The organism is Proteus cibi, from assembly GCF_003144405.1.
Lineage (GTDB): Bacteria > Pseudomonadota > Gammaproteobacteria > Enterobacterales > Enterobacteriaceae > Proteus > Proteus cibi.
The window spans coordinates 21,344-42,093 of the sequence record NZ_PENW01000029.1 but is presented as its reverse complement, the minus strand read 5'-3'; the positions used below and the strand labels follow the sequence as shown (position 1 = coordinate 42,093).

Genomic DNA, 20,750 nt, shown 5'->3' with positions numbered 1-20,750 from the left:
TATCGTGATATTTAATTAAATTTAAAGATTTATAATTGTTTGTTTATTATAAATAAACTCAAATTTAAATTAATCTGAATATTGTCATGTAAATTTGGTGCTATGATTTAATTGAGTCTTACCTCTATATACTATCGGAGATTATTATGAGCTTTAAATATCATCGTATTGATAAAAATAATGCCGCTGTTCTGTTAGTAGACCATCAAGCAGGATTACTCTCTTTAGTTAGAGATATCGAACCTGATAAATTCAACAATAACGTTTTAGCATTAGCCAATGCTGCTAAATACTTTAATTTACCTACCATTTTAACGACTTCTTTTGAAGATGGTCCTAATGGTCCTCTAATGCCTCAGCTCGTTGAAATGTTCCCAGATGCCCCTTATATTGCTCGCCCAGGTCAAATCAATGCATGGGATAATGAAGACTTCGTTAAAGCCGTTAAAGCAACGGGTAAAAAACAACTCATTATTGCGGGTGTTGTGACAGAAGTTTGCGTTGCATTCCCTGCATTATCAGCACTTGAAGAAGGTTTTGAAGTCTTTGTTGTCACTGATGCTTCAGGCACTTTCAATGCCATTTCTCGTGACTCTGCGTGGGATAGAATGTCAAAAGCAGGGGCACAATTAATTAACTGGTTTGGTTTAGCTTGCGAATTACACCGTGACTGGCGTAATGATGTTGAAGGATTAGGTACACTGTTTGCTAATCATATTCCAGACTATCGTAATCTAATGACAAGCTATAATACTTTAACAAAAAAGTAAGCGGTTAATTTAAGTTTTATCTAAAAATAGGGCTTATATTATTTTTTGAAGAATATAATTTAATCAAATTTAAAATTTATTAAATTATAGATATAAGCCCTTAATTAAATATGGAATAGAAATGAAACGTCAAATATTAAAAGCTACCGCTATTGCTATGGCATTAAGTGTCGGTGTTGCACAGGCGGCTGAATATAAAGCAAGTACTGCTGAAGGTCCAATTAAAATTGTAAACTTAAAAGCAATGGAAGCTCAAGTTCAAGCAAATATGGAAAAAGGTGCCTTTGGTTATATTCGTGGTGGTGCTGAAGACGAAAATAATTTACGTGCGAATACACGCGCATTTGATAAAAAATATATTATGCCACGTTCATTACAAGGCATCGAATTTTCTGACATAAACCTAAAAACAGAATTTTTAGGGATTAAATTAGATACGCCTATTATTCAGGCGCCGATGGCAGCTCAAGGGCTTGCTCATCAACAAGGCGAAGTTGCCACAGCAAAAGGTATGGCGAAAGCGGGCTCTATTTTTTCATTAAGCACTTATGGTAATAAAACCATTAAAGAAGTGGCGGATGCCCAACCCGGTTACCCCTTCTTCTTTCAGTTATACATGAGTAAAAATGATGCCTTTAATGAGTATATTTTATCTCAAGCAAAACAGTATGGCGCTAAAGGTATCATTATGACTATCGACTCTTCTGTTGGTGGCTATCGTGAAGATGATGTGAAAAATAATTTCCAATTTCCACTCGGCTTTGCCAACTTAGAAGCGTTTGCAAAAATCAGTGATGATAAATCTAAAACAGGTAAAGGTGCGGGTATTAGCGAAATTTATGCTCAAGCTAAACAAGCCTTCACACCAGCAGATATTCAGTATGTGAAAAAAATGTCTGGTTTACCGGTCATTGTAAAAGGTATCGAATCACCTGAAGACGCAGATACTGCTATTAAAGCCGGTGCAGATGCAATTTGGGTTTCTAACCATGGTGGTCGTCAATTAGATAGCGCACCCGCAACGATTGATGTATTACCTGCGATTGCAAAAGTGGTGAATAAACGTGTTCCTATCGTCTTTGATAGTGGCGTACGTCGTGGCTCACACGTATTTAAAGCCCTCGCAAGTGGTGCGGATGTGGTTGCGGTAGGTCGCCCGATTCTTTATGGCTTAAATTTAGGTGGATCTGAAGGTGTGAATTCAGTTATTCAACATTTAAATAAAGAGCTGAGAATTAATATGATGTTGGGTGGTGCAAAAACAGTAAAAGATATTCAAGCTACTCCTCTTTATACTGATGCAAGTTTTAATCAATAATTAACTTATTTATTAAGTTAAGAATAATAAAAACCCCACGTTCAATTTGAGCATGGGGTTTTGTTTATCGGTTATTACGAAAATTTATTTTTGGGTTGATGGTGTATCACCAAAACAGAGGTTATTTTGGTTATTAATGCCACCATCAGGTGAGGTATAACCTAAGCAACCTAACATCGAATCAAAAATATTGTGATGATAGAACGTGCGTTCTGCATCTTGATTATGTTTTAGGTTATCGAATAACTGCTTATTTTCAGGCTCTGCTAAATAGCTATCTGACATCCACACTAAGAATGGCACTTTAAATTGTTCTGGTGGGGCAATTTCTTTTGGTGTGCCGTGTAAGCCACCTTTTTCTGAAATAGATTCACCGTGATCGGAGGTATAAAATACAATGGCTTTTTTATCGCGTAATGTGTCGAGTATGCCATCAATAAAATAATCGGTATAAAGAATAGAGTTATCATAAGCATTCACTAACTGCTCTTTCGTACACTCATCATCCACATTTAAACATTCAGGTTGGTATTTTTTGAATGATTCAGGGTAACGCTGAGAATACATAAAGTGAGAGCCTTTAGTATGTAAAATCACTAAATGATTTCCCTTTGGATGCTGAGAAACCGCATTCGCCGTTTCAGCAATTAATAAGGTGTCATCAAGCTCTTTACCAAAATTGCTATTTTTTGCCGTCATCATCTCTTTCATTGCGTAGTTATTTAAATCAAGCTTATTGTAAAACCACAACTCGCTTTGCATTGAGAACAGTTCTGATGACATACCTAGTTGGCTTAGTACTGAGAAAATATTGTTCTCTTTTAATGTCCGCTGATCGTTACTTTCTGTTCCGTTTTCGCGTACGAACATACATTTTAAAGAGAGTTTTGTTGCGGTATCACAAGAAATACCTTTAAAGGCAACCAGATTCTTCTCTTGGCTTAATCGCGGATTTGTTTGACGTTCATATCCTAACAATCCCATATGATCCCATCTTGCTGTTTCACCAATAATAAAAACAACATACACATCTTCATTTGCCTTTGAAGGCTGATAAGTGAAGTGATCGGCAGGATTAAAAACATTTTGGCTATTAAACGTGTCGTCATACTGTGTTATTGCATATTGAAACAATGGAATAATCCAATTTGTAGGTAAATACGCATAACTTAAGCCACCACTATAACTTGGCAGATCCAAATTATTTTTTATTTCATAGGCTTTTTGTCTTGAATCAAGCGTTTTTAAATAGCTAAAAACAGCCAGTGCAATCACAAGCATTTTGGCGGTATTTTTTATCCAGATTTTTTTCTTTTGTTGTGGTGTTAGATTTGTCTCTGGTTTTTTGCAGAGCCAAATAAGAGCCAATGGCAAAATAGATAAGCCAATAATCCAAATAATCACATTGGGGCTAACCAGCTCTTTAGATAAATCCGTATCCGTGGTGAGTGTTGAAATGATAATGCCGTATCCAATAACGACATCATAAAAAGAAATATAGTAACTAGCACAAACACTCACGACGAGAATAAAAGAGGCGATTATCTTAAAGAAGAGAGTGCCGAAGAAAGAGAGTAGTCGTAATAGAAAGAAAGTAAAGGCAATATTAACAGCAACTTCACCTAGAATATATAATGCATCAATGAGGGGGTTGTTTGTATTCTGTGTGCCATATCGGCCAATATAAACGGAAAGATTAAGAAAAAAACCAAGATAGATAGCTAAAAAAAGGGCAATGTTCTCTTTAGAAAACCGTAAAAACTTTAATTTTTGCATGTTCAGTTATTATCAATTTATATGATGTAGAGGTCTTTAAGACCGCGAAGTTGTTTTCAGGTTCAGTATTATGTTCTTTTTTTTATTGAAGTTTAAAAATTTTTTATTTGAATTACATTGATATAAAAATTATTAATTTTAAATAGTTCTAGTAGATAGGCATATTGATAGAGATATTAGAAGGTTGTCATCATTATATACGGCAAGATCCCGATAAAGGCAGATAAGAAAGCGTATTTATTATTTTGATTTTGCAGATAAAACGAATAAGTATTATTACGTTATAAGCGTTAATGTATAACGGATTTTGATAGAAATACAAATCGACATAAATATCGTCATTAGTGTCGATCACTTCCTGCTACTTTCGTTTTCATTGTTTTCTTGCTCATTCAACAGATTTTATTTTTCTTTATTTTTCATTGCGTTGTGGAAAAGTAAAAAAGAGTGCTTATTTGGCACACTCTCTGCATAGATAGAGGAGAGGATCAGGTAATAACCTGAAAGTTGATGAACACAGGAGCAATGTTGATGAAAAAAGTCATCACGGTCTGTCCGTATTGCGCCTCAGGATGCAAAATCTACCTGAAGGTGGAAAACGGTAAAATCATTGGTGCTGAAGGCGCCAATGGTTTAACAAACCAAGGTGAGCTGTGTCTGAAAGGGTATTATGGATGGGATTTTATCCATGATACTAAGATACTGACTCCACGTCTTAAAACACCTATGATCCGTCGTGAAAGAGGCGGAAAATTAGAATCGGTTTCTTGGGAAGAAGCAATTGAGTTTGCCAGTAGCAAGCTTCTTGCTATCAAAGAGAAATACGGTGCTAAATCTATTATGACAACGGGCTCTTCACGAGGTCCGGGTAACGAAGCTAACTTCGTTATGCAGAAATTTGCTCGTGCGGTTATCGGAAATAATAATATAGACTGCTGTGCTCGTGTCTGACACGGCCCTTCGGTTGCAGGTCTGCAGCGTTCGGTCGGTAATGGTGCTATGAGCAACTCAATCGTTGAGATTGAGGATACCAAATGTCTATTTGTCTTCGGTTATAACGCCGCAGACTCGCATCCTATTGTCGCTCGCCGTATTGTTAAGGCGAAAGAAAAGGGTGCTAAAATTATTGTATGTGACCCTCGTTACATCGAAACAGCACGTTTAGCTGATTTACACTTAGGCTTAAAAAATGGCTCTAACATTGCGCTCTTAAATGCGATTGCGCACGTGATTATTGAAGAAGGGTTGCATGATAAATCCTTTATCGAAAATCACACTGAGCAATTTGAAGAGTATTGTAAATTAGTTGAAAGCTATACACCTGAATCCGTTGAAGAAACGACAGGATTAAGTGCGCAAATTATTCGTGAAGCTGCACGTATGTACGCGAAAGCAGAAACAGCAACAATTCTTTGGGGAATGGGGGTAACTCAATTCTACCAAGGTGTTGAAACGGTTCGTTCACTGACTAGTTTAGCTCTATTAACCGGTAATTTAGGTAAAAAATACGTCGGGGTTGGCCCAGTTCGTGGTCAAAATAACGTACAAGGTGCGTGTGATATGGGGGCATTACCTAACACACTGCCGGGCTATCAATACGTTACTGACGAAAAAGCGCGTGAGAAATTTGCTAAATTCTGGGGCATTGAATCCATGCCTGATGAAGTGGGCTATGCATTAAGTGAAGTCCCTCATAATATCGATCACGGCTTGTTAAAAGCTCACTATGTAATGGGTGAAGATCCGCTACAAACGGAACCTGATCTAGCAACCATTCGTAGAACGTTTGAAAAACTGGATCTTCTGATAGTACAAGATATCTTTATGACCAAAACAGCGTCTATTGCTGACGTTATTTTCCCTGCAACATCATGGGGTGAACATGAAGGTGTTTATACTGCAGCGGACCGAGGCTTCCAACGCTTCTATAAAGCGGTTGAACCTGTTGGTGATGTAAAAACAGACTGGCAAATTATCAGTCTGATGGCAACAGCAATGGGGTATCCAATGCATTACAACAATACCAAAGAAATTTGGGATGAGTTGCGTGAGTTATGCCCTATTTATTATGGTGCGACTTACGAAAAAATGGCGGACTTGGCTTATATTCAATGGCCTTGCCCAACAGAGGATAGTCCAGGTACACAATATCTGTACGAAGGCGGTCATTTTGATACCCCTAATGGTAAAGGTCAATTCTTTACTTGTGAGTGGGCACCACCGATTGACAAACTGTCTGATGAATTCCCAATGGTACTGGCAACAGTCCGTGAAGTTGGACACTACTCTTGCCGTTCAATGACAGGTAACTGTAAAGCATTGGCGGCGTTGGCTGATGAACCGGGTTATGTTCAATTAAACACCGAAGATGCCAAACAGTTGGGGATTAAAGATCAAGAGCTAGTTTGGATACGCTCTCGTCAAGGTAAAGTCATTACGCGTGCCGCGGTCAGTGATAGACCGAATAAAGGCGCGGTATATATGACTTACCAGTGGTGGATTGGTGCTTGTAACGAATTGGTTGCAGAGAATTTAAGCCCAATTACTAAAACACCTGAGTATAAATATTGTGCAGTATGTGTTGAGCCAATCAAGGAACAGGCTCAGGCAGAACACTATGTGAAAACGGAATATAGCAATATTAAACGTCGTTTAAGAGAAGCCGCCGAGGGCTGATCTGACTTAACGAGTATTGTTTTTCTGCCTTAAAACCGAGCTTACTGACCTTGTGTTAGGAAGCTCGGTTTTTTTATGATTTTTTATTGTTGTAGGGTCTTTTTCTCTTCTGCTTATTGTCGAAAAATCACTTAACTTTTGTCTGAATGTTCACCATGCGTTAGCTCACAATAAAAAAAGTAACATGTTACTTTTTGCGTAATCCGTTTCTAAATCAAGTGGATAAATTGCTTTTTATTAAATGCCAGCGCAGGATGCTGCTATGGAAATGAGTGTAAGAAAACAACAACGAGATACCGTATGAAAAAACTCATTAATGCCCTACAAGCGTTTGGTAAATCCTTATATGGCCCCGTCTTGATATTACCTATTGTCGGTTTATATATCGCTTTAGGTAATGTCTTTGGCAATGGCAATCTTGCGGAATATATTCCGTTTTTAAATCACCCGGTTATTCAAAGCATTGGGCAATTACTCGCAAAATCATCCGTTGCTATTTTAGTCAATTTGGCACTGATTTTTGCTGTGGGTATTCCCGTTGGTTTAGCAAAAAAAGATAAAGGCTATGCAGGTTTAATTGGCTTAGTGGTGTTTGTCATTTTCACAAATGCCATGAACATTACGCTAACGCTACAAGGTAAGCTGGTTAGCGCAGAAGAGATGCGAGCAGCTGGTCAAGGCATGGTATTAGGTGTTCAAGTCCTAGAGATGGGGGTATTTGCTGGGATTTTAACCGGGGCAATATCAGGATGGCTTTATAACCGTTATTCAGGTCGTCAATTTAACGGCATTATGGCTATCTACTCTGGTCATTGTTTTGTCGCCATTATTGCTATTCCATTCACCATTGCATTGGCTGTTTTAATGTGTGAAGTCTGGCCTTTTGCTCAGGCGGGAATTACTAAAATGGCGCTGGTGATTCATGATTCAGGTGCTTTTGGTGCGCTGATTTATGGATTCTTAGAACGTATTCTGATCCCAACTGGATTACATCATTTAGTGTATACCCCATTTTTGTATACAGAATTAGGCGGTGTTGCGGATGTATGTGGCACAACTTATCAAGGTGCAAGAAATATCTATTTTGCTGAAATGGCATGTCCTGAAGTTAAACAACTTAGTAGCACCGTGATTTGGGATGCGCGCGGTATCGCTAAAATGTTTGGTTTAACTGCGGCAGCCGCAGCCATGATCTCAGTGGCTAAAAAAGAGAAAAAGCAGATGGCGAAAGCGATTTTAATTCCTGCCGCAGCGACCTCTTTCTTGCTGGGCGTGACAGAGCCTCTTGAGTTTTCCTTCCTCTTTGTTGCCCCTGTTCTGTTTTTAGTTCACGCCGTATTAACGGGTATTGGCATGATGCTGTTCTACCTATTAGGTGTTCATGCGATTGGTGCGAACGGTGTTATTGATTTCATTTTATATAACTTGCCATTAGGCACTGAAAAATCAAATTGGCCTATGTATATCGTGGTGGGTTTGATTATGTCAGTTCTCTATTTCGTTATCTTTAGAACCTTGATTTTAAAACTCAATCTTAAGACACCTGGTCGTGAAGATGATGATGAAGAGACGCGTTTATACAGCAAAGAAGATTACAAGAAAAAAGCCGAAGCAGTGACTGCCTCTGAAGAAAATACTCAAACGATCAATGAGTTAGGTGAAGAGATTATTGAAGGACTCGGTGGACGTGACAATATTGAAGTGGTTGATAATTGTTACACCCGCTTAAGAGTCATTGTTAAAAATATCGATGTAATTCATGAGGATATCTTGAAAAAAACGGGAGCTAAAGGCGTTGTGCGCCACGGTAATAACGTTCAAGTTGTTTATGGATTACATGTGAAAAAAATGCGTGAAGCGGTCGAAGCCGCACTTTAATAGGAGAAAGAAAGATGACTAAATCACCCTTTATCTTAAGTATTGCAGGCGGCGGAAGCACCTATACACCGGGAATTGTAAAAAGTTTAATGGTGCGTTTAGCGGATTTCCCACTGAGTGAAATTCGCTTATACGACATCGATCAAGAGCGCCAAGATACGATTGCACCTGTGGTTGAAAAAGTGATCCGTGATCATAGCGATACGATTAAATTTACGGTGACAACGGATGCAAAAATCGCGTTTGATGGTGCACATTTTGTGTTTGCTCAAATGCGTGTAGGTCAATACAAAATGCGTGAGCAAGATGAAAAAATCCCATTACGTCATGGTGTCGTCGGGCAAGAAACTTGTGGACCTGGCGGGCTTGCTTACGGTTTGCGCACTATTTTACCTATGGTTGAGTTAATTGATTTAGTTGAGAAATATGCCTCATCTAATGCATGGATTGTAAACTATTCAAACCCAGCTGCGATTGTTGCTGAAGGTGTACGTCGTTTACGTCCTAATGCTCGTGTATTGAATATCTGTGATATGCCTGTTGCGGCGATGCGTAATATGGCTGCCGTATTGAATGTTGATCGCCATGATTTAGATGTAGACTATTTCGGTCTAAATCACTTTGGTTGGTTCACTTCTGTGCGCGTAAACGGTGAGGAAAAACTCCCTGAATTACGTGAACATATCGCTAAATTTGGTCTTTTAACAGAAGATGCTGCTCAAACAGATCCACAACACTCCGATCCATCATGGGTAAAAACATGGCGTCATATTCAGCCACTAATGGAGGCATTCCCTGAATATATTCCAAATCCATATCTGCAGTATTACTTGATGCCAAATTATATCGTTGAACATCAAGATCCAGATTACACGCGCGCAAATGAAGTGATGGATGGTCGAGAAAAACGCTTGTTTGAAGCGGCGCGTGAATACAAAGAGACCGGTATTTTACCTGATGCTTTCCACGTTGGTGTACACGGTGCTTTTATTGTTGATGTAGCATGCTCTTTAGCCTTTGATTTACGCCAGCGCCACTTAGTGATTGTTGAGAATAAAGGTGCAATTGCTGATTTACCTTATGATGCAATGGTTGAAGTGCCTGCATATATTACCTCTCACGGACCAGAGCCTATTCGTGTTGGTGATATTCCGCGCTTCCATCGCACTTTGTTAGAACAACAATTGGCATCAGAGCAATTGCTGGTAGAAGCAACGCTTGAAGGTAGCTACGAAAAAGCACTCGAGGCATTTACATTGAATAAAACGGTACCAAGTGTGATCCATGCTAAGAAGATCCTTGATGATATGATTGAAGCTAATCGTGAGTATTGGCCTGAATTACGGAAAGCGTATGTAAATGGTAAGCGTGTTTGATCTCAAGACTTGCTGTTAACGAGTAATTGAATAAGAATGCTGTTCTATCACTAGAACAGCATTTTCCTTTTATGTTGCTAAGGACGATGTATCAAACAAGGTAACAGGTATGTCGGCGCGATTGTCATCTTTACTCTCAAGAGCAACAGAATTAACCCGTGCAGAATATCGCATTCTTTCCTATTTAATTGATAATCCAACACAGATCGGCAAACTTACCATTAGAGAACTCGCTCAAGTTAATTTTGTTTCGACAACGACCATTATGCGACTTTGCCAGAAATTAGGTTTTTCTGGTTATAGTGAGTTGGTTTATTACTGCAAACAGTTGTTATCCTCGGCTGAAAAATCCCACCCATTGAAAAGTGATGAAAGCGAGGTAACAGAGCCTCTTTTTGATCAGTTTTTAGCAAATTATTTAAAAACGTTCACGTTAATTTCAGTCGAACGAAGACACGCTTTTGCTGATTTAATTAATCGTAAGAACTCATTTTTTATTTATGGTGCAGGTTTTTCCCATATATTTTCAGAATATATTAGTAAGCGGTTACAACTGATTGGTAAAGATGCTTTTCTTTCTGGTCTCAGTGACAGTAAGAATATCTTTATTAATAATGCCTCACGCTATACGGTTTTTATTGCAATATCTCGTAGTGGAGAGACAGAACAAGTCGTTGAAAAAGCGAAAATAGCAAAAAGTATTGGTATGAAGATTGTTGCATTTACTCGAGCAAGTGCCAATCCGTTGGCTGAACTTGCTGATATTCATTTCCCCATTTATGACGATGCAGTGAATTATCATTGCGACACTCTTGAGAGCTCATCTTTTGAATCAAATCTTATCTTGATGATTGATTTGTTACTCAGCCGTGCTCAACGATTTTAATTTATGCGATAACGCGTTATGACTAACCCACTGACTGGTTTAAATAAAGTGTTAAAGGCAAGTCAGGATGTGAATTCATCGAATCAAATTTATGTGATGGGTGAGAATCAACCGTTGGATAGCGAGAGAGTAAAACGATAAGATCTTGGTAAGCCTGATTTTTATTATCATGCGTAAAAATGGGTGTACCACTATGATTTAATTCATTATCTGCAATTAATAAAATATCAAGATATTGTAGATTATTATGTTCAGAAAGCATGTTTTCAGGGGTGATTTTTTGCCAAGGTGTTCCAATGGCTTCTTTCGGTGAATGAACACGTAAAGCCCCCGTTTTATCCTTAACGTTATTCTTATTTATCATCACAATCATAGTGTGATCAACGCCATCTTTATGAACACCTTCAATTGAAAGTTCACTTAAGGAATCGGGTTGGGCAATTAATCTTAAATGAAAAACAGTTGATATTGATTTAGACGAATTTTGATCTGTTAAGTGACGAGGTGTAAATGTATTACCTTGAATTAATAGCATTTTTAATTTTAATAAGGCTTGATAGGCGGTATTACTCTGCCAGCGATCATCCAGTGCTCTAAAATGCCTTTGTGCACCACTGTCTTCTCGAATAAATCCATCTTCTTCAGTGAGCACAAAAGGTTGATACTCTAGTCTGGAGATTGTTTCGATATCATTATCAAAAAGGTAGCGTCCTGTTCGAGTGTGACGAAATGAAAGCGTTGGATCTTGTGCTAAATAATCACCATATTCCATTAGTGTATTAATATCTTTTTCTTTAGCACCTAATTGTTTTATTAAATCAATGACAATATTTTGAGGAATAAAGACATATTTATTATTTTTGTATTCTTTTTTTATTTCACTAATTTTATTTATAAGCAGGCTATTCATATATAATATGCTCCATTGATGGTTTATATTATTAATTAGAAAGTTATCTAATGAAATGCAATCAAATAAATTATAGATAGAGATTAATAAGTTTCAAACAAATGAAATAAGAGAGTGTAATAAATTAATTACACTCTCTTTAAATAAGTAATTATTTCTGAATTAAAGTATTTCGGGAATGGAAATACCGAGACGTTGCATCCGTGATAATAACGTTGTTCTTTTTAATCCTAATTTTAAAGCAGCACCTCTGGCACCCGCAACGACACCGTTGGTTTCTCTTAATGCTTGAATGATCCTTTCTCGCTCCTCATCATCACTTTCTGGCGCATTCGTCTGCATACGCTTTTCAATAGATGAAGGTTGAGATAGCACCTGTTTTAAACGAGAGGGTTTATTAATATGCAACTCTTTTAGCTGGAGATTTAATGTTGATCCTCGCGTTAAAATAACCGCGCGCTCAATAATATTTTCAAGTTCACGAACATTACCCGGCCATGGATAAAGTGTTAATTGCTCCAATGCATTAGCTGGAATACAATCTATTTTTCTATCCATTCTTCGCGCAATTTTTTGCGTAAAATGTTTTGCTAAAAGCGGAATATCTTCAGGTCGCTCTCTTAATGGCGGAATAATAATTGGAAAAACATTAAGGCGATAATACAGATCTTCTCTAAACTCACCTTCATCTGTTAAATCATGAAGATCTTTATTGGTTGCCGCAATCAGTCTGACATCCACAGGGATCACTTTATTACCGCCTAATCTTTCTATTTCTCGTTCTTGAAGAACGCGCAACAGTTTAGGTTGTAATTCAATGGGCATATCACCAATTTCATCTAGAAATAGCGTACTTTTATCCGCCATTTCAAATCGACCAATATGTGTATTTGTTGCACCGGTAAAGGCGCCTTTATCGTGACCAAAGAGGTCACTTTCTAAAAGACCAGAAGGGACTGCCGCGCAGTTCATTTTTATCATCGTCTTACTTTTTCGCTGGCTGAGACGATGGATAGCGCGTGCGATTAATTCTTTACCTGTTCCGGTTTCACCTAATATAAGAACGGTGCTATCACTTTGTGCCACTAATTCAATTTGTTCGAGCACATTATGCATCGCATCACTTTGATAAATAATCTCACTAAAACATGCATTATTATCTATCTGTTCATTAAGCCAAATATTCTCATTCTTTAAACTATCTTTTAAATGTGTTATCTCTTCATAAGCGGCTGCATTTTCAATGGCAATACCAATACGAGCCGCAATTTGTTGAAGCAATTGGCAAGTATCGTTAGTAAAAACGCTTCCTATTTCATGTGCTAAAATTAATAAACCGAGAGGTTTATGATTAAAAGCCAGTGGCAATAACAAAGCCGTCTGCATATTTTGCTTAACTAGACGCTTAATCAAAATATCTTCCTGATCTTCTTTATTAATATCAATTAAGACAGGTTTATTCTGATTAATAATTTCTTCAGCTTTGTTATTCGCGCTACTAAATTTACGTTGTTGACGAATGACCGATTTCCCAGTCTGATAGCGACTAGAATAAAGAATACCTTCATTACTATTTTGTGATGAGGTACGGCATAACATAAGACTAATATGGTTCAGTCCAAAAAAACGATGTATTTCTTTAGAGACTTCAGAAATAAGACCATCCATGTCTAGATGAGCTAATACAGAATTTGTGATATCTACCAATATTCGATATTGATTACGCTCATTACGAAGGCTCTCCATAGTTTCAGCATTGTTACTGCTTAATTTCATGACACCACCGATTGCCCTAAAAAATTAGCTATATTGTAGTAGGTTTATAATAAATTTATATCAATGACTGAATCATTTTTGATCCAACCCGCTATTTTTGTATATGTAATGAAACTTAAGAATATAAATGTATCAAATCACTATATAATAAAATATATAACGATTTATTTTATCGTCAAAATTGTCGAATAATTTGACGAAGTGACTTATTCATTAATTAATAATCATTTTTATTTGAAAATTATTTAATTGAAAAATAAGGAATAGTTATATCAAAAATATATTGGCATGAACCGTGCTAGATTCATTCTATTGATACTCTAATTATTACTCTTAATTAGAATAACTCGTTGCATTTATCGCCATATATAACGGCTATATATAACAAAGATCAGGAGAATATGATGAACCGTTTCATCATTGCAGACCCTAAAAAATGTATTGGTTGCCATACTTGTGAAGTGGCTTGTGTTGTGTCACATCAGCAAGCAGACCAAGATAATTTAGCCATTGACCAAATTAGTGAGCAGAATTTCCAACCCCGTATTCATGTGATCAAGGGATTTTCTATTAGTACGGCAGTTGTTTGTCATCAATGTGAAGATGCCCCTTGTGCCAATGTATGCCCGAATGGCGCTATCATTCATAACAAAGATTATTACTATGTCGATCAGGAAAAATGTATCGGCTGTAAAACCTGCGTATTGGCTTGTCCTTATGGCACGATGGAGGTGGTTTCTCGTCCGGTGATGCGCAAATCAACTGCGCTGAATGCGATTGAGGCATTTAAAGCGGAAGCCAACAAATGTGATTTATGTCACCACCGTGAAGCGGGCCCTGCATGTATTGAAGTCTGCCCAACTCACGCTTTAGTGTGTATTGATAGAGATGCACTTGAAGAGATGGTTAAAGAGCGTCGCCGTAAAGCCGCTTTTGAAACGGGTGCTGAATTGTTGTTCTGAGATCAAGAATAAAGCAACTATGTACTGATACTATAGTTGCTATTATTTATCTCGCTTCAATAAGGTATCGACATGCATGAAATCACGCTTTGCCAGAGCGCATTTGAGATAATAGATTCTCAAGCTAAATTAAATAATGCAAAAAAAGTAAAAAGTGTATGGATGGAAATTGGCGCATTATCTTGTGTTGAAGTCAGTGCACTTGAATTTTGCTTTGATATTGTTTGCAGAGACACTCTTGCTCAAGGTTGTGAATTACATATTGACGTTATCCCTGCAAAAGCATGGTGTTGGGATTGTCATCAAGTTGTTACTGTTTCAGCCTTTAATGCAGGTTGCCCATCTTGTGGAAGCCAAAATCTGCGCGTTGAAAATGACGATGCAATGCGAATAAAGCAAATAGAGATCGAATAGGGGTTGTTATGTGTCTTGGTATTCCAGGTCAGGTTGTTGAAGTTGGAAAAACAATCACTGAAAATGCAATGGTCGATGTTTGTGGCGTTAAACGAGAAGTCAATATTGCGCTAGTTTGTGAAGGTGAACCTCATACGATGATCGGCAAATGGGTGCTGGTGCATGTTGGTTTTGCTATGAGCATCGTTAATGAAGAAGAAGCAAAAGAGACACTGGATGCGTTGATGGCAATGGGAGAAGTGGAAGACGATGTGTCAGCTTTTCTCTATGGTGAAGAGGGTGCCCCTAAGAACAATTGAGTTAGTTTTGTACTATTGCACGATTAATTTCTTTTTCTTATACTTGGACTTCATCTTTCGAAAGCTGGGACGACCCAGCTTTTTGTCTTTGTATTCAGGGGACGACCCCAACTTATCGAGTAGGGGAAAGTTATGTCTTGGATTATTCTTTTTATCGCGGGTTTATTAGAAATCGTTTGGGCTGTTGGTCTTAAATACACACACGGTTTTACGCGGTTAACGCCAAGTATTATTACCATTAGTGCCATGATTGTGAGCATGGGAATGTTGTCTTATGCCATGAAAGGCTTGCCTGCGGGTACGGCTTATGCAATTTGGACGGGTATTGGCGCAGTAGGTACCGCAATCTTTGGTATTTTGGTCTTTGGTGAGTCTGCCAATATTTATCGTTTATTAAGTTTGGCAATGATTATTTTCGGTATTATTGGACTGAAATTAGCGAGTTAAAACCCGAATATTTGGCATAAAAAAGCCCCAAAGTTATGATGAACTTTGGGGGAATTTAGTTGGTACTCTCTTCTCGTTATTAACCATTAATAACTGAGCAATACGCTTAAATGAGGCAAAACAGGTATCGAAATTAGGTGTTTCGGTAGTAAATACCATTGGGGTAACGAAATCTATAAACCTTTGATAATACAATGGATTAAGTTCCAATTCTGCTAAGCCTAGTTGTAATTCTTGAATTGGATTAAGGGCAAAGTCTAAATGTTGTTTCCCAAAACGCCTCACATCTTCTTGTAATACAATTCGAAAAAGAGGTATAAGGACTTCATAATCAAGCTGCTGGTCTATATTAATACAGTATATATCATAGATATGGCGTACTAGCGTAGGATCATCTTTACGTTTAGGATCTCGTTTAACTAACATGGTACGTCGTAGCATAGAAATGACTTTTTCAACTAATGTCGATTGTACCGTGACACAGGCAAATTTACCGACTTCTTGAGATTGGTGATATAACTGCGCAACTAACGATTGAATACTACGTTGTTCTACTTGGAGTAGAGGAATGTTTCTATTAACTCTAGTTTGATGATTGGACGTAAACAAGGAGCTTGACTAAATTGTTGAGGGTATTTTAGCTGATATTCAACATAGCGGTATTCATCACGAACTATTTTTTTTCAATAGAAAAATGGCTTGATTGAAGAGTAAGAAGATCCTCGATTTCTTTTAATAAGGCTTTACGTTTTTCTTTGCGTTTATCTCGAGAAAAGGAATGAAATACAGTGGTTGGAATGAGTTTGATGTCAACATCTTCTGACATTCTGAATATTCTTACATGAGATTTAGCGAGTGCGGTTCCCCCAGAAAAGACCATTTGGTGTGTATCAAACGCAAGTGTAGCTAACTGCGCAAGTAAAGCGACTACCCAGTAATCCTTTTCAGGGATGGCTGGGTTTCCGAGCGCTAACGCATCAGAAACCTCTAAAAATTGATTTTTTAATTTTGTCATTTGCCACTTGGTGAGTTAAGTAATCGATCACCAATCACTAGCTTTCGATTGAACCGTTTTGGATCCCATGAGTACTGGATAGATGAAGGAATTTGAGTGCTATTACCAGAAAGACTTTGCCAAGATAGAGTATCTATTTCAAAGTTGACGCCTTTCATCTTAAGAATTTCACGTAAAATGGCATCTGTGCCACCAGGGTTAGTTGGCATTAAGCGACCCGTGAGGCTGTTTTTCCGCGCTTTGGTATAAAGACCATACCCAATTTTCATCAGATTACCTTGCTTGATCAATTGATTAAGAGCACGACCAATTTGATCATAACTGGCAATATTTTCAAAATCTTTACGTTCAAAGACATAACGTCTTGAACGTTTTAATTTTTGGTTAATTTGACTTGCTGCTGTCATAGAACCTCCTTTTATGTATAGAAAACATACACGAGGGAAAGGTATATAGGAAGAAATACGACATTTTTAAAATAAGAAATACGGCATAAAAATAATATAATTCACTATAATATATTGATAATAAATAATTATTATTTCATTACTTGATTATGAGCTTGTTAATATAAATGCAATGACCTATTTTGAGAGTGGAACCTGTTAAGATTCATTCTATGTTTAGGATAAGTGATTCCGAATTCTGTTTTATTAAAGCGTATTTTAATAAGCTAAACGTAATTAAAAAAAATTTTAATAAAAAAAGCCACTCATAGAGTGGCTTTTTATCTTACGTATTAATCAATTACAGTGTAAATACACCAATGATAGCGAGAACACTGATAATTGCTGCACCACCATAGAATACCCATTTGCTTGCAGGTACATGCACTTTAAAATCGTGCAGAGTATGGTGAATACGGTGTAATGCACACCATACTGGCAGAATGATCATTAGCAGTAAGAACAGACGACCAATGATGCTTTGGCTAAATGCCATAATACGTTCATAAGTAAATGCTTCTGGCGCAATACCCATAGGGATTAGGATACCGAGCAGGATGATGATTGCTGGAGAAACAATCGCACTCCACATACCACCTGCACCAAATAATCCCCAGAAAATAGGTTCATCAGAGCGCTTAGGAAGTTGATTCTGATTCATTATTTCCTCCTGGGTTAAATTAACGCCACTGCCAGAATAGCGGCAGTAACAACGATAGTGACAGCCCAAAAACCACGTACGATAGGTTCTTGAGGCATTTTTTCATCTTTTACAACAATAACCACTGCTTTTGGTGCAAGTTTAAACCACGTCGCAGTGTGAAATAAGGTTGCAATAAGAGTCACAATGTTAATCAGCATTACAATTGGGTTACTCAGGAATCCAACGAAACCTGCCCAACTTTCTGGTCCATTTTTCAGTGCGAATACACCAAACAGTACAACCAGACTGAACCAAAGTTGTGGAAGACAAGTCCCTTCACGGGTGATATAGAAACGATAGAATCCAAGTTTCGTCCACCAGTTTGGTTGCATGCCACGAACATAAGGCTTACGTTTTGTTGTCATGTCTTGTTTCCTCCTTAACGTGGTTTCAGCATCGCAATGACAAAGTCTTGCGCACTGGCTGCTTTACCTTGCTGAATAGCGGCAGCAGGGTCCACATGTTTTGGACAGACTTCAGAACAGTAGCCAACAAAGGTACAAGACCAGACACCGTTCTCACCATTTAACTGAGGCATACGCTCTTTTGCCCCATGGTCGCGACTATCTGTGTTGTAACGTTGAGCTAATGTAATCGCTGCTGGGCCAATAAACTCTGGATTTAGACCAAACTGAGGACATGCTGCATAGCAAAGACCACAGTTAATACAACCAGAGAATTGGTGGTATTTCGCCATTTGAGCAGGAGTCTGTTTATTCGTCCCTTCTGAAGGCTTACGATCATTACCGATGATATAAGGTTTAATCGCTTCTAAGCTTTCAATAAAGTGAGTCATATCGACAACAAGGTCACGCTCAACTGGGAAGTTACCCAGTGCTTCAACTCTTACACCGTCTGGATATTCACGAATAAAGGTTTTACAAGCCAATTTAGGCACTTTGTTGACCATCATGCCGCAAGAGCCACAAATAGCCATACGGCAAGACCAACGATAAGAAAGATCAGGCGCTAAATTGTCTTTAATATAACCCAATGCGTCTAATAATGAGGTTTGCTCATCATAAGGCACATCATAAGTGACGAAATGAGGCGCTTCGTCCGTTTCTGGGTTATAGCGCATGACTTCCATTTTAATGTGCTTCATGTCATCAGCCATTCGCTTTCTCCTTATTCTGCTTGTCTTGTGCAGTCGCTTCACCACCATAGACACGTTTAGCAGGAGCAGATTTCGTGATCTTCACATCGCTATATTCTAAACGAGGGGCACCTTCTGGGTTATAGAATGCCAGAGTATGTTTCAGGAAGTTCACGTCATCACGCTCAGTACAACCTTCGTCAAGACGTTGGTGTGCACCACGAGACTCTTTACGATTGATTGCGGAATGAGCCATACATTCAGCGACATCTAAACCAAAGCCAAGCTCAATTTTGTACAGTAAATCAGTATTAAAGACGCTACTGGTGTCTTTAATTTCAACGCGTTTGAAACGTTCTTTTAATTCAGCCAGTTTATCAATGGTTTTTTGCATTAACTCAGGTGTACGGTAGATACCGCAACCTTCTTCCATTGATTCACCCATTTCATCGCGAATTTGTGACCAGTTTTCAGAACCTTTTTGGTTCATCAGTTTTTTCAGGCCATCTTCGATATCACGAGTGCGAGCATCTAATGCAGATGCGTTAGCTGGTGCTGCTTCTTGTGCACAACGAACCGCTTCTTCACCCGCAAGACGACCGAATACAACCAGCTCTGCCAATGAGTTAGAACCTAAACGGTTAGCGCCGTGTAAGCCAACAGATGAACATTCACCCACCGCAAACAGACCTTTAATACGCGTCTCAGTTTGTTGGTTAGTTTCGATACCACCCATAGTGTAGTGAGCAGTAGGACGAACAGGGATTGGTTCATTAACTGGGTCAACACCCACATACGCTTTTGCCAGTTCACAAATAAATGGCAGGCGTTCATGAAGTTTTTTCGCACCCAGATGACGTAAGTCAAGATGAACAACATCACCACGGTGAGTTTTGATGGTACGACCTGCGCGCCACTCATGCCAGAAAGCTTGAGAAACTTTATCGCGAGGACCTAATTCCATGTATTTATTTTCTGGTTTACCTAATGGTGTTTCTGGTCCTAGGCCGTAATCTTGTAGATAACGATAGCCATCTTTATTGACCAGAATACCACCTTCACCACGACAACCTTCGGTCATCAGGATACCTGAACCTGGTAGACCCGTTGGGTGATATTGAACAAACTCCATATCACGCAGTGGAACGCCATGACGTAAAGCGATACCCATACCATCACCTGTAACAATACCGCCATTGGTATTGAAACGATAAACACGTCCTGCACCACCTGTTGCCATAATGACAGCATTAGCACGAATTTGAACTTTCGTCCCTTCCATCATATTGATAGCAACAAGACCACGAGCGTGACCTTCATCAACCAATATATCGAGAACAAAGTGTTCGTCGAAACGTTGAATTTGTGGATATTTTAAGGATGTTTGGAACAGGGTATGTAGCATATGGAAGCCGGTTTTATCGGCTGCGAACCAGGTCCGTTCGATCTTCATCCCACCAAAACGTCGGACGTTGACTGACCCGTCTTCTTTACGGCTCCAAGGACAGCCCCAGAGTTCTAGTTGAGTCATCTCTGTTGGACAATGCTCAACGAAGTAATCTACGACATCCTGTTCACACAACCAGTCACCGCCTGAAACGGTATCATTGAAGTGGAAATCATAGGAGTCGTGAGCCTGAGTCACTGCTGCTGATCCGCCTTCTGCTGCCACGGTGTGGCTGCGCATTGGGTAAACTTTTGAGATCAGAGCAATTTTCAGTTGAGGATTCGCTTCCGCTGCAGCTATTGCTGCTCGTAAGCCTGCGCCCCCGGCTCCGATTATCGCTATATCGGCATTAAAGGTTTGCACTGCGCTTCTCCATTGTTCAAGTGAAAATTGGAATAATTGTCTAGAAATCAATTCACTGACATTATTAATTTGTAATGCTATTTTTTTAAGCTATCCGTAACGAAATTGTTTCACTGCCTTGTGACTGCGCTTGATAACATCTTTATTATCATTGACTGTAATTTTAGTATAACGAAATGTAGGGCACCGAAA

At 38.5% G+C, this 20,750-nt stretch carries 20 protein-coding genes; 10 read left to right on the top strand and 10 right to left on the bottom strand.

Features of this window, described 5'->3' with window-relative positions; all coding sequences use genetic code 11:
• Nucleotides 1-146 precede the first annotated feature (146 nt).
• Both ycaC and DK865_RS15265 read left to right on the top strand, forming a co-directional pair.
• Nucleotides 147-770: an isochorismate family cysteine hydrolase YcaC gene (gene ycaC, locus DK865_RS15270; protein ID WP_023583682.1), complete on the top strand. Its 624-nt coding sequence runs from the start codon at nucleotides 147-149 to the stop codon at nucleotides 768-770.
• Between the two features lie 121 nt (nucleotides 771-891).
• Complete coding sequence (locus DK865_RS15265) at nucleotides 892-2,088, top strand: lactate oxidase (RefSeq protein WP_023583683.1); 1,197 nt, start codon at nucleotides 892-894, stop codon at nucleotides 2,086-2,088.
• 84 nt (nucleotides 2,089-2,172) lie between these two features.
• Here DK865_RS15265 and eptB read toward each other — a convergent pair whose 3' ends face one another.
• Nucleotides 2,173-3,864 carry a kdo(2)-lipid A phosphoethanolamine 7''-transferase gene (eptB, locus tag DK865_RS15260; protein ID WP_109392294.1) on the bottom strand — a complete coding sequence of 564 codons (1,692 nt, stop codon included), beginning with the start codon at nucleotides 3,862-3,864 and terminating at the stop codon, nucleotides 2,173-2,175.
• A gap of 531 nt (nucleotides 3,865-4,395) precedes the next feature.
• Here eptB and fdhF point away from each other — a divergent pair.
• The 4 genes from fdhF to DK865_RS15240 all read left to right on the top strand — a co-directional run bounded on the left by fdhF (nucleotide 4,396) and on the right by DK865_RS15240 (nucleotide 10,680).
• Nucleotides 4,396-6,540, top strand: a complete 2,145-nt coding sequence (gene fdhF, locus DK865_RS15255; RefSeq protein WP_081705923.1) for a formate dehydrogenase subunit alpha — start codon at nucleotides 4,396-4,398, stop codon at nucleotides 6,538-6,540.
• A gap of 300 nt (nucleotides 6,541-6,840) precedes the next feature.
• Complete coding sequence (locus tag DK865_RS15250) at nucleotides 6,841-8,418, top strand: PTS transporter subunit EIIC (protein WP_109392293.1); 1,578 nt, start codon at nucleotides 6,841-6,843, stop codon at nucleotides 8,416-8,418.
• 14 nt (nucleotides 8,419-8,432) lie between these two features.
• Nucleotides 8,433-9,794 carry a 6-phospho-alpha-glucosidase gene (locus tag DK865_RS15245; RefSeq protein ID WP_023583689.1) on the top strand — a complete coding sequence of 454 codons (1,362 nt, stop codon included), beginning with the start codon at nucleotides 8,433-8,435 and terminating at the stop codon, nucleotides 9,792-9,794.
• Between the two features lie 109 nt (nucleotides 9,795-9,903).
• On the top strand, nucleotides 9,904-10,680 hold the full coding sequence (locus tag DK865_RS15240) for a MurR/RpiR family transcriptional regulator (RefSeq protein WP_109392292.1): 777 nt from the start codon (nucleotides 9,904-9,906) through the stop codon (nucleotides 10,678-10,680).
• 22 nt (nucleotides 10,681-10,702) lie between these two features.
• Here the strand turns inward: DK865_RS15240 and DK865_RS15235 are convergent, their stop codons facing one another.
• A complete protein-coding gene (locus DK865_RS15235; protein WP_109392291.1) occupies nucleotides 10,703-11,590 on the bottom strand; it encodes a 2OG-Fe dioxygenase family protein in 888 nt (295 codons plus the stop codon).
• Nucleotides 11,591-11,752: 162 nt separating this feature from the next.
• On the bottom strand, nucleotides 11,753-13,366 hold the full coding sequence (locus DK865_RS15230; protein ID WP_109392290.1) for a sigma 54-interacting transcriptional regulator: 1,614 nt from the start codon (nucleotides 13,364-13,366) through the stop codon (nucleotides 11,753-11,755).
• Nucleotides 13,367-13,770: 404 nt separating this feature from the next.
• Here DK865_RS15230 and hydN point away from each other — a divergent pair, with 404 nt between their 5' ends.
• From hydN to sugE, 4 genes are all read left to right on the top strand, one after another.
• Nucleotides 13,771-14,328, top strand: a complete 558-nt coding sequence (hydN, locus tag DK865_RS15225; RefSeq protein ID WP_036914782.1) for an electron transport protein HydN — start codon at nucleotides 13,771-13,773, stop codon at nucleotides 14,326-14,328.
• Nucleotides 14,329-14,400: 72 nt separating this feature from the next.
• Nucleotides 14,401-14,742: a hydrogenase maturation nickel metallochaperone HypA gene (gene hypA / locus DK865_RS15220; RefSeq protein WP_023583694.1), complete on the top strand. Its 342-nt coding sequence runs from the start codon at nucleotides 14,401-14,403 to the stop codon at nucleotides 14,740-14,742.
• Nucleotides 14,743-14,750: 8 nt separating this feature from the next.
• Nucleotides 14,751-15,041 (top strand): hydrogenase maturation factor HybG, encoded by a 291-nt coding sequence (gene hybG, locus DK865_RS15215; protein ID WP_109392289.1) that lies wholly within the window; start codon nucleotides 14,751-14,753, stop codon nucleotides 15,039-15,041.
• A gap of 132 nt (nucleotides 15,042-15,173) precedes the next feature.
• A complete protein-coding gene (gene sugE, locus DK865_RS15210) occupies nucleotides 15,174-15,488 on the top strand; it encodes a quaternary ammonium compound efflux SMR transporter SugE (protein WP_023583696.1) in 315 nt (104 codons plus the stop codon).
• A gap of 33 nt (nucleotides 15,489-15,521) precedes the next feature.
• Here the strand turns inward: sugE and DK865_RS18970 are convergent, their stop codons facing one another.
• The 7 genes from DK865_RS18970 to frdA form a co-directional block, all read right to left on the bottom strand.
• Nucleotides 15,522-16,097: a nucleotidyl transferase AbiEii/AbiGii toxin family protein gene (locus tag DK865_RS18970; RefSeq protein ID WP_196727703.1), complete on the bottom strand. Its 576-nt coding sequence runs from the start codon at nucleotides 16,095-16,097 to the stop codon at nucleotides 15,522-15,524.
• A gap of 64 nt (nucleotides 16,098-16,161) precedes the next feature.
• The gene (locus tag DK865_RS18965; RefSeq protein WP_267128445.1) at nucleotides 16,162-16,503 is read right to left on the bottom strand and encodes a nucleotidyl transferase AbiEii/AbiGii toxin family protein; all 342 of its coding nucleotides are present in this window, start codon (nucleotides 16,501-16,503) and stop codon (nucleotides 16,162-16,164) included.
• Nucleotides 16,500-16,910, bottom strand: coding sequence for a DUF6088 family protein (locus tag DK865_RS15200; protein WP_023583698.1), 411 nt, complete (start codon nucleotides 16,908-16,910; stop codon nucleotides 16,500-16,502). The genes DK865_RS18965 and DK865_RS15200 overlap by 4 nt, the downstream gene beginning before the upstream one ends.
• A gap of 340 nt (nucleotides 16,911-17,250) precedes the next feature.
• Nucleotides 17,251-17,610 (bottom strand): fumarate reductase subunit FrdD, encoded by a 360-nt coding sequence (frdD, locus tag DK865_RS15195; RefSeq protein WP_023583699.1) that lies wholly within the window; start codon nucleotides 17,608-17,610, stop codon nucleotides 17,251-17,253.
• 14 nt (nucleotides 17,611-17,624) lie between these two features.
• Nucleotides 17,625-18,017, bottom strand: a complete 393-nt coding sequence (gene frdC / locus DK865_RS15190) for a fumarate reductase subunit FrdC (protein WP_023583700.1) — start codon at nucleotides 18,015-18,017, stop codon at nucleotides 17,625-17,627.
• A 14-nt stretch (nucleotides 18,018-18,031) separates the two neighbouring features.
• Nucleotides 18,032-18,769 (bottom strand): succinate dehydrogenase/fumarate reductase iron-sulfur subunit, encoded by a 738-nt coding sequence (locus tag DK865_RS15185; protein ID WP_075672948.1) that lies wholly within the window; start codon nucleotides 18,767-18,769, stop codon nucleotides 18,032-18,034.
• Nucleotides 18,762-20,558, bottom strand: a complete 1,797-nt coding sequence (gene frdA, locus DK865_RS15180; RefSeq protein ID WP_036914785.1) for a fumarate reductase (quinol) flavoprotein subunit — start codon at nucleotides 20,556-20,558, stop codon at nucleotides 18,762-18,764. The genes DK865_RS15185 and frdA overlap by 8 nt, the downstream gene beginning before the upstream one ends.
• Between the last annotated feature and the right edge of the window lie 192 nt (nucleotides 20,559-20,750).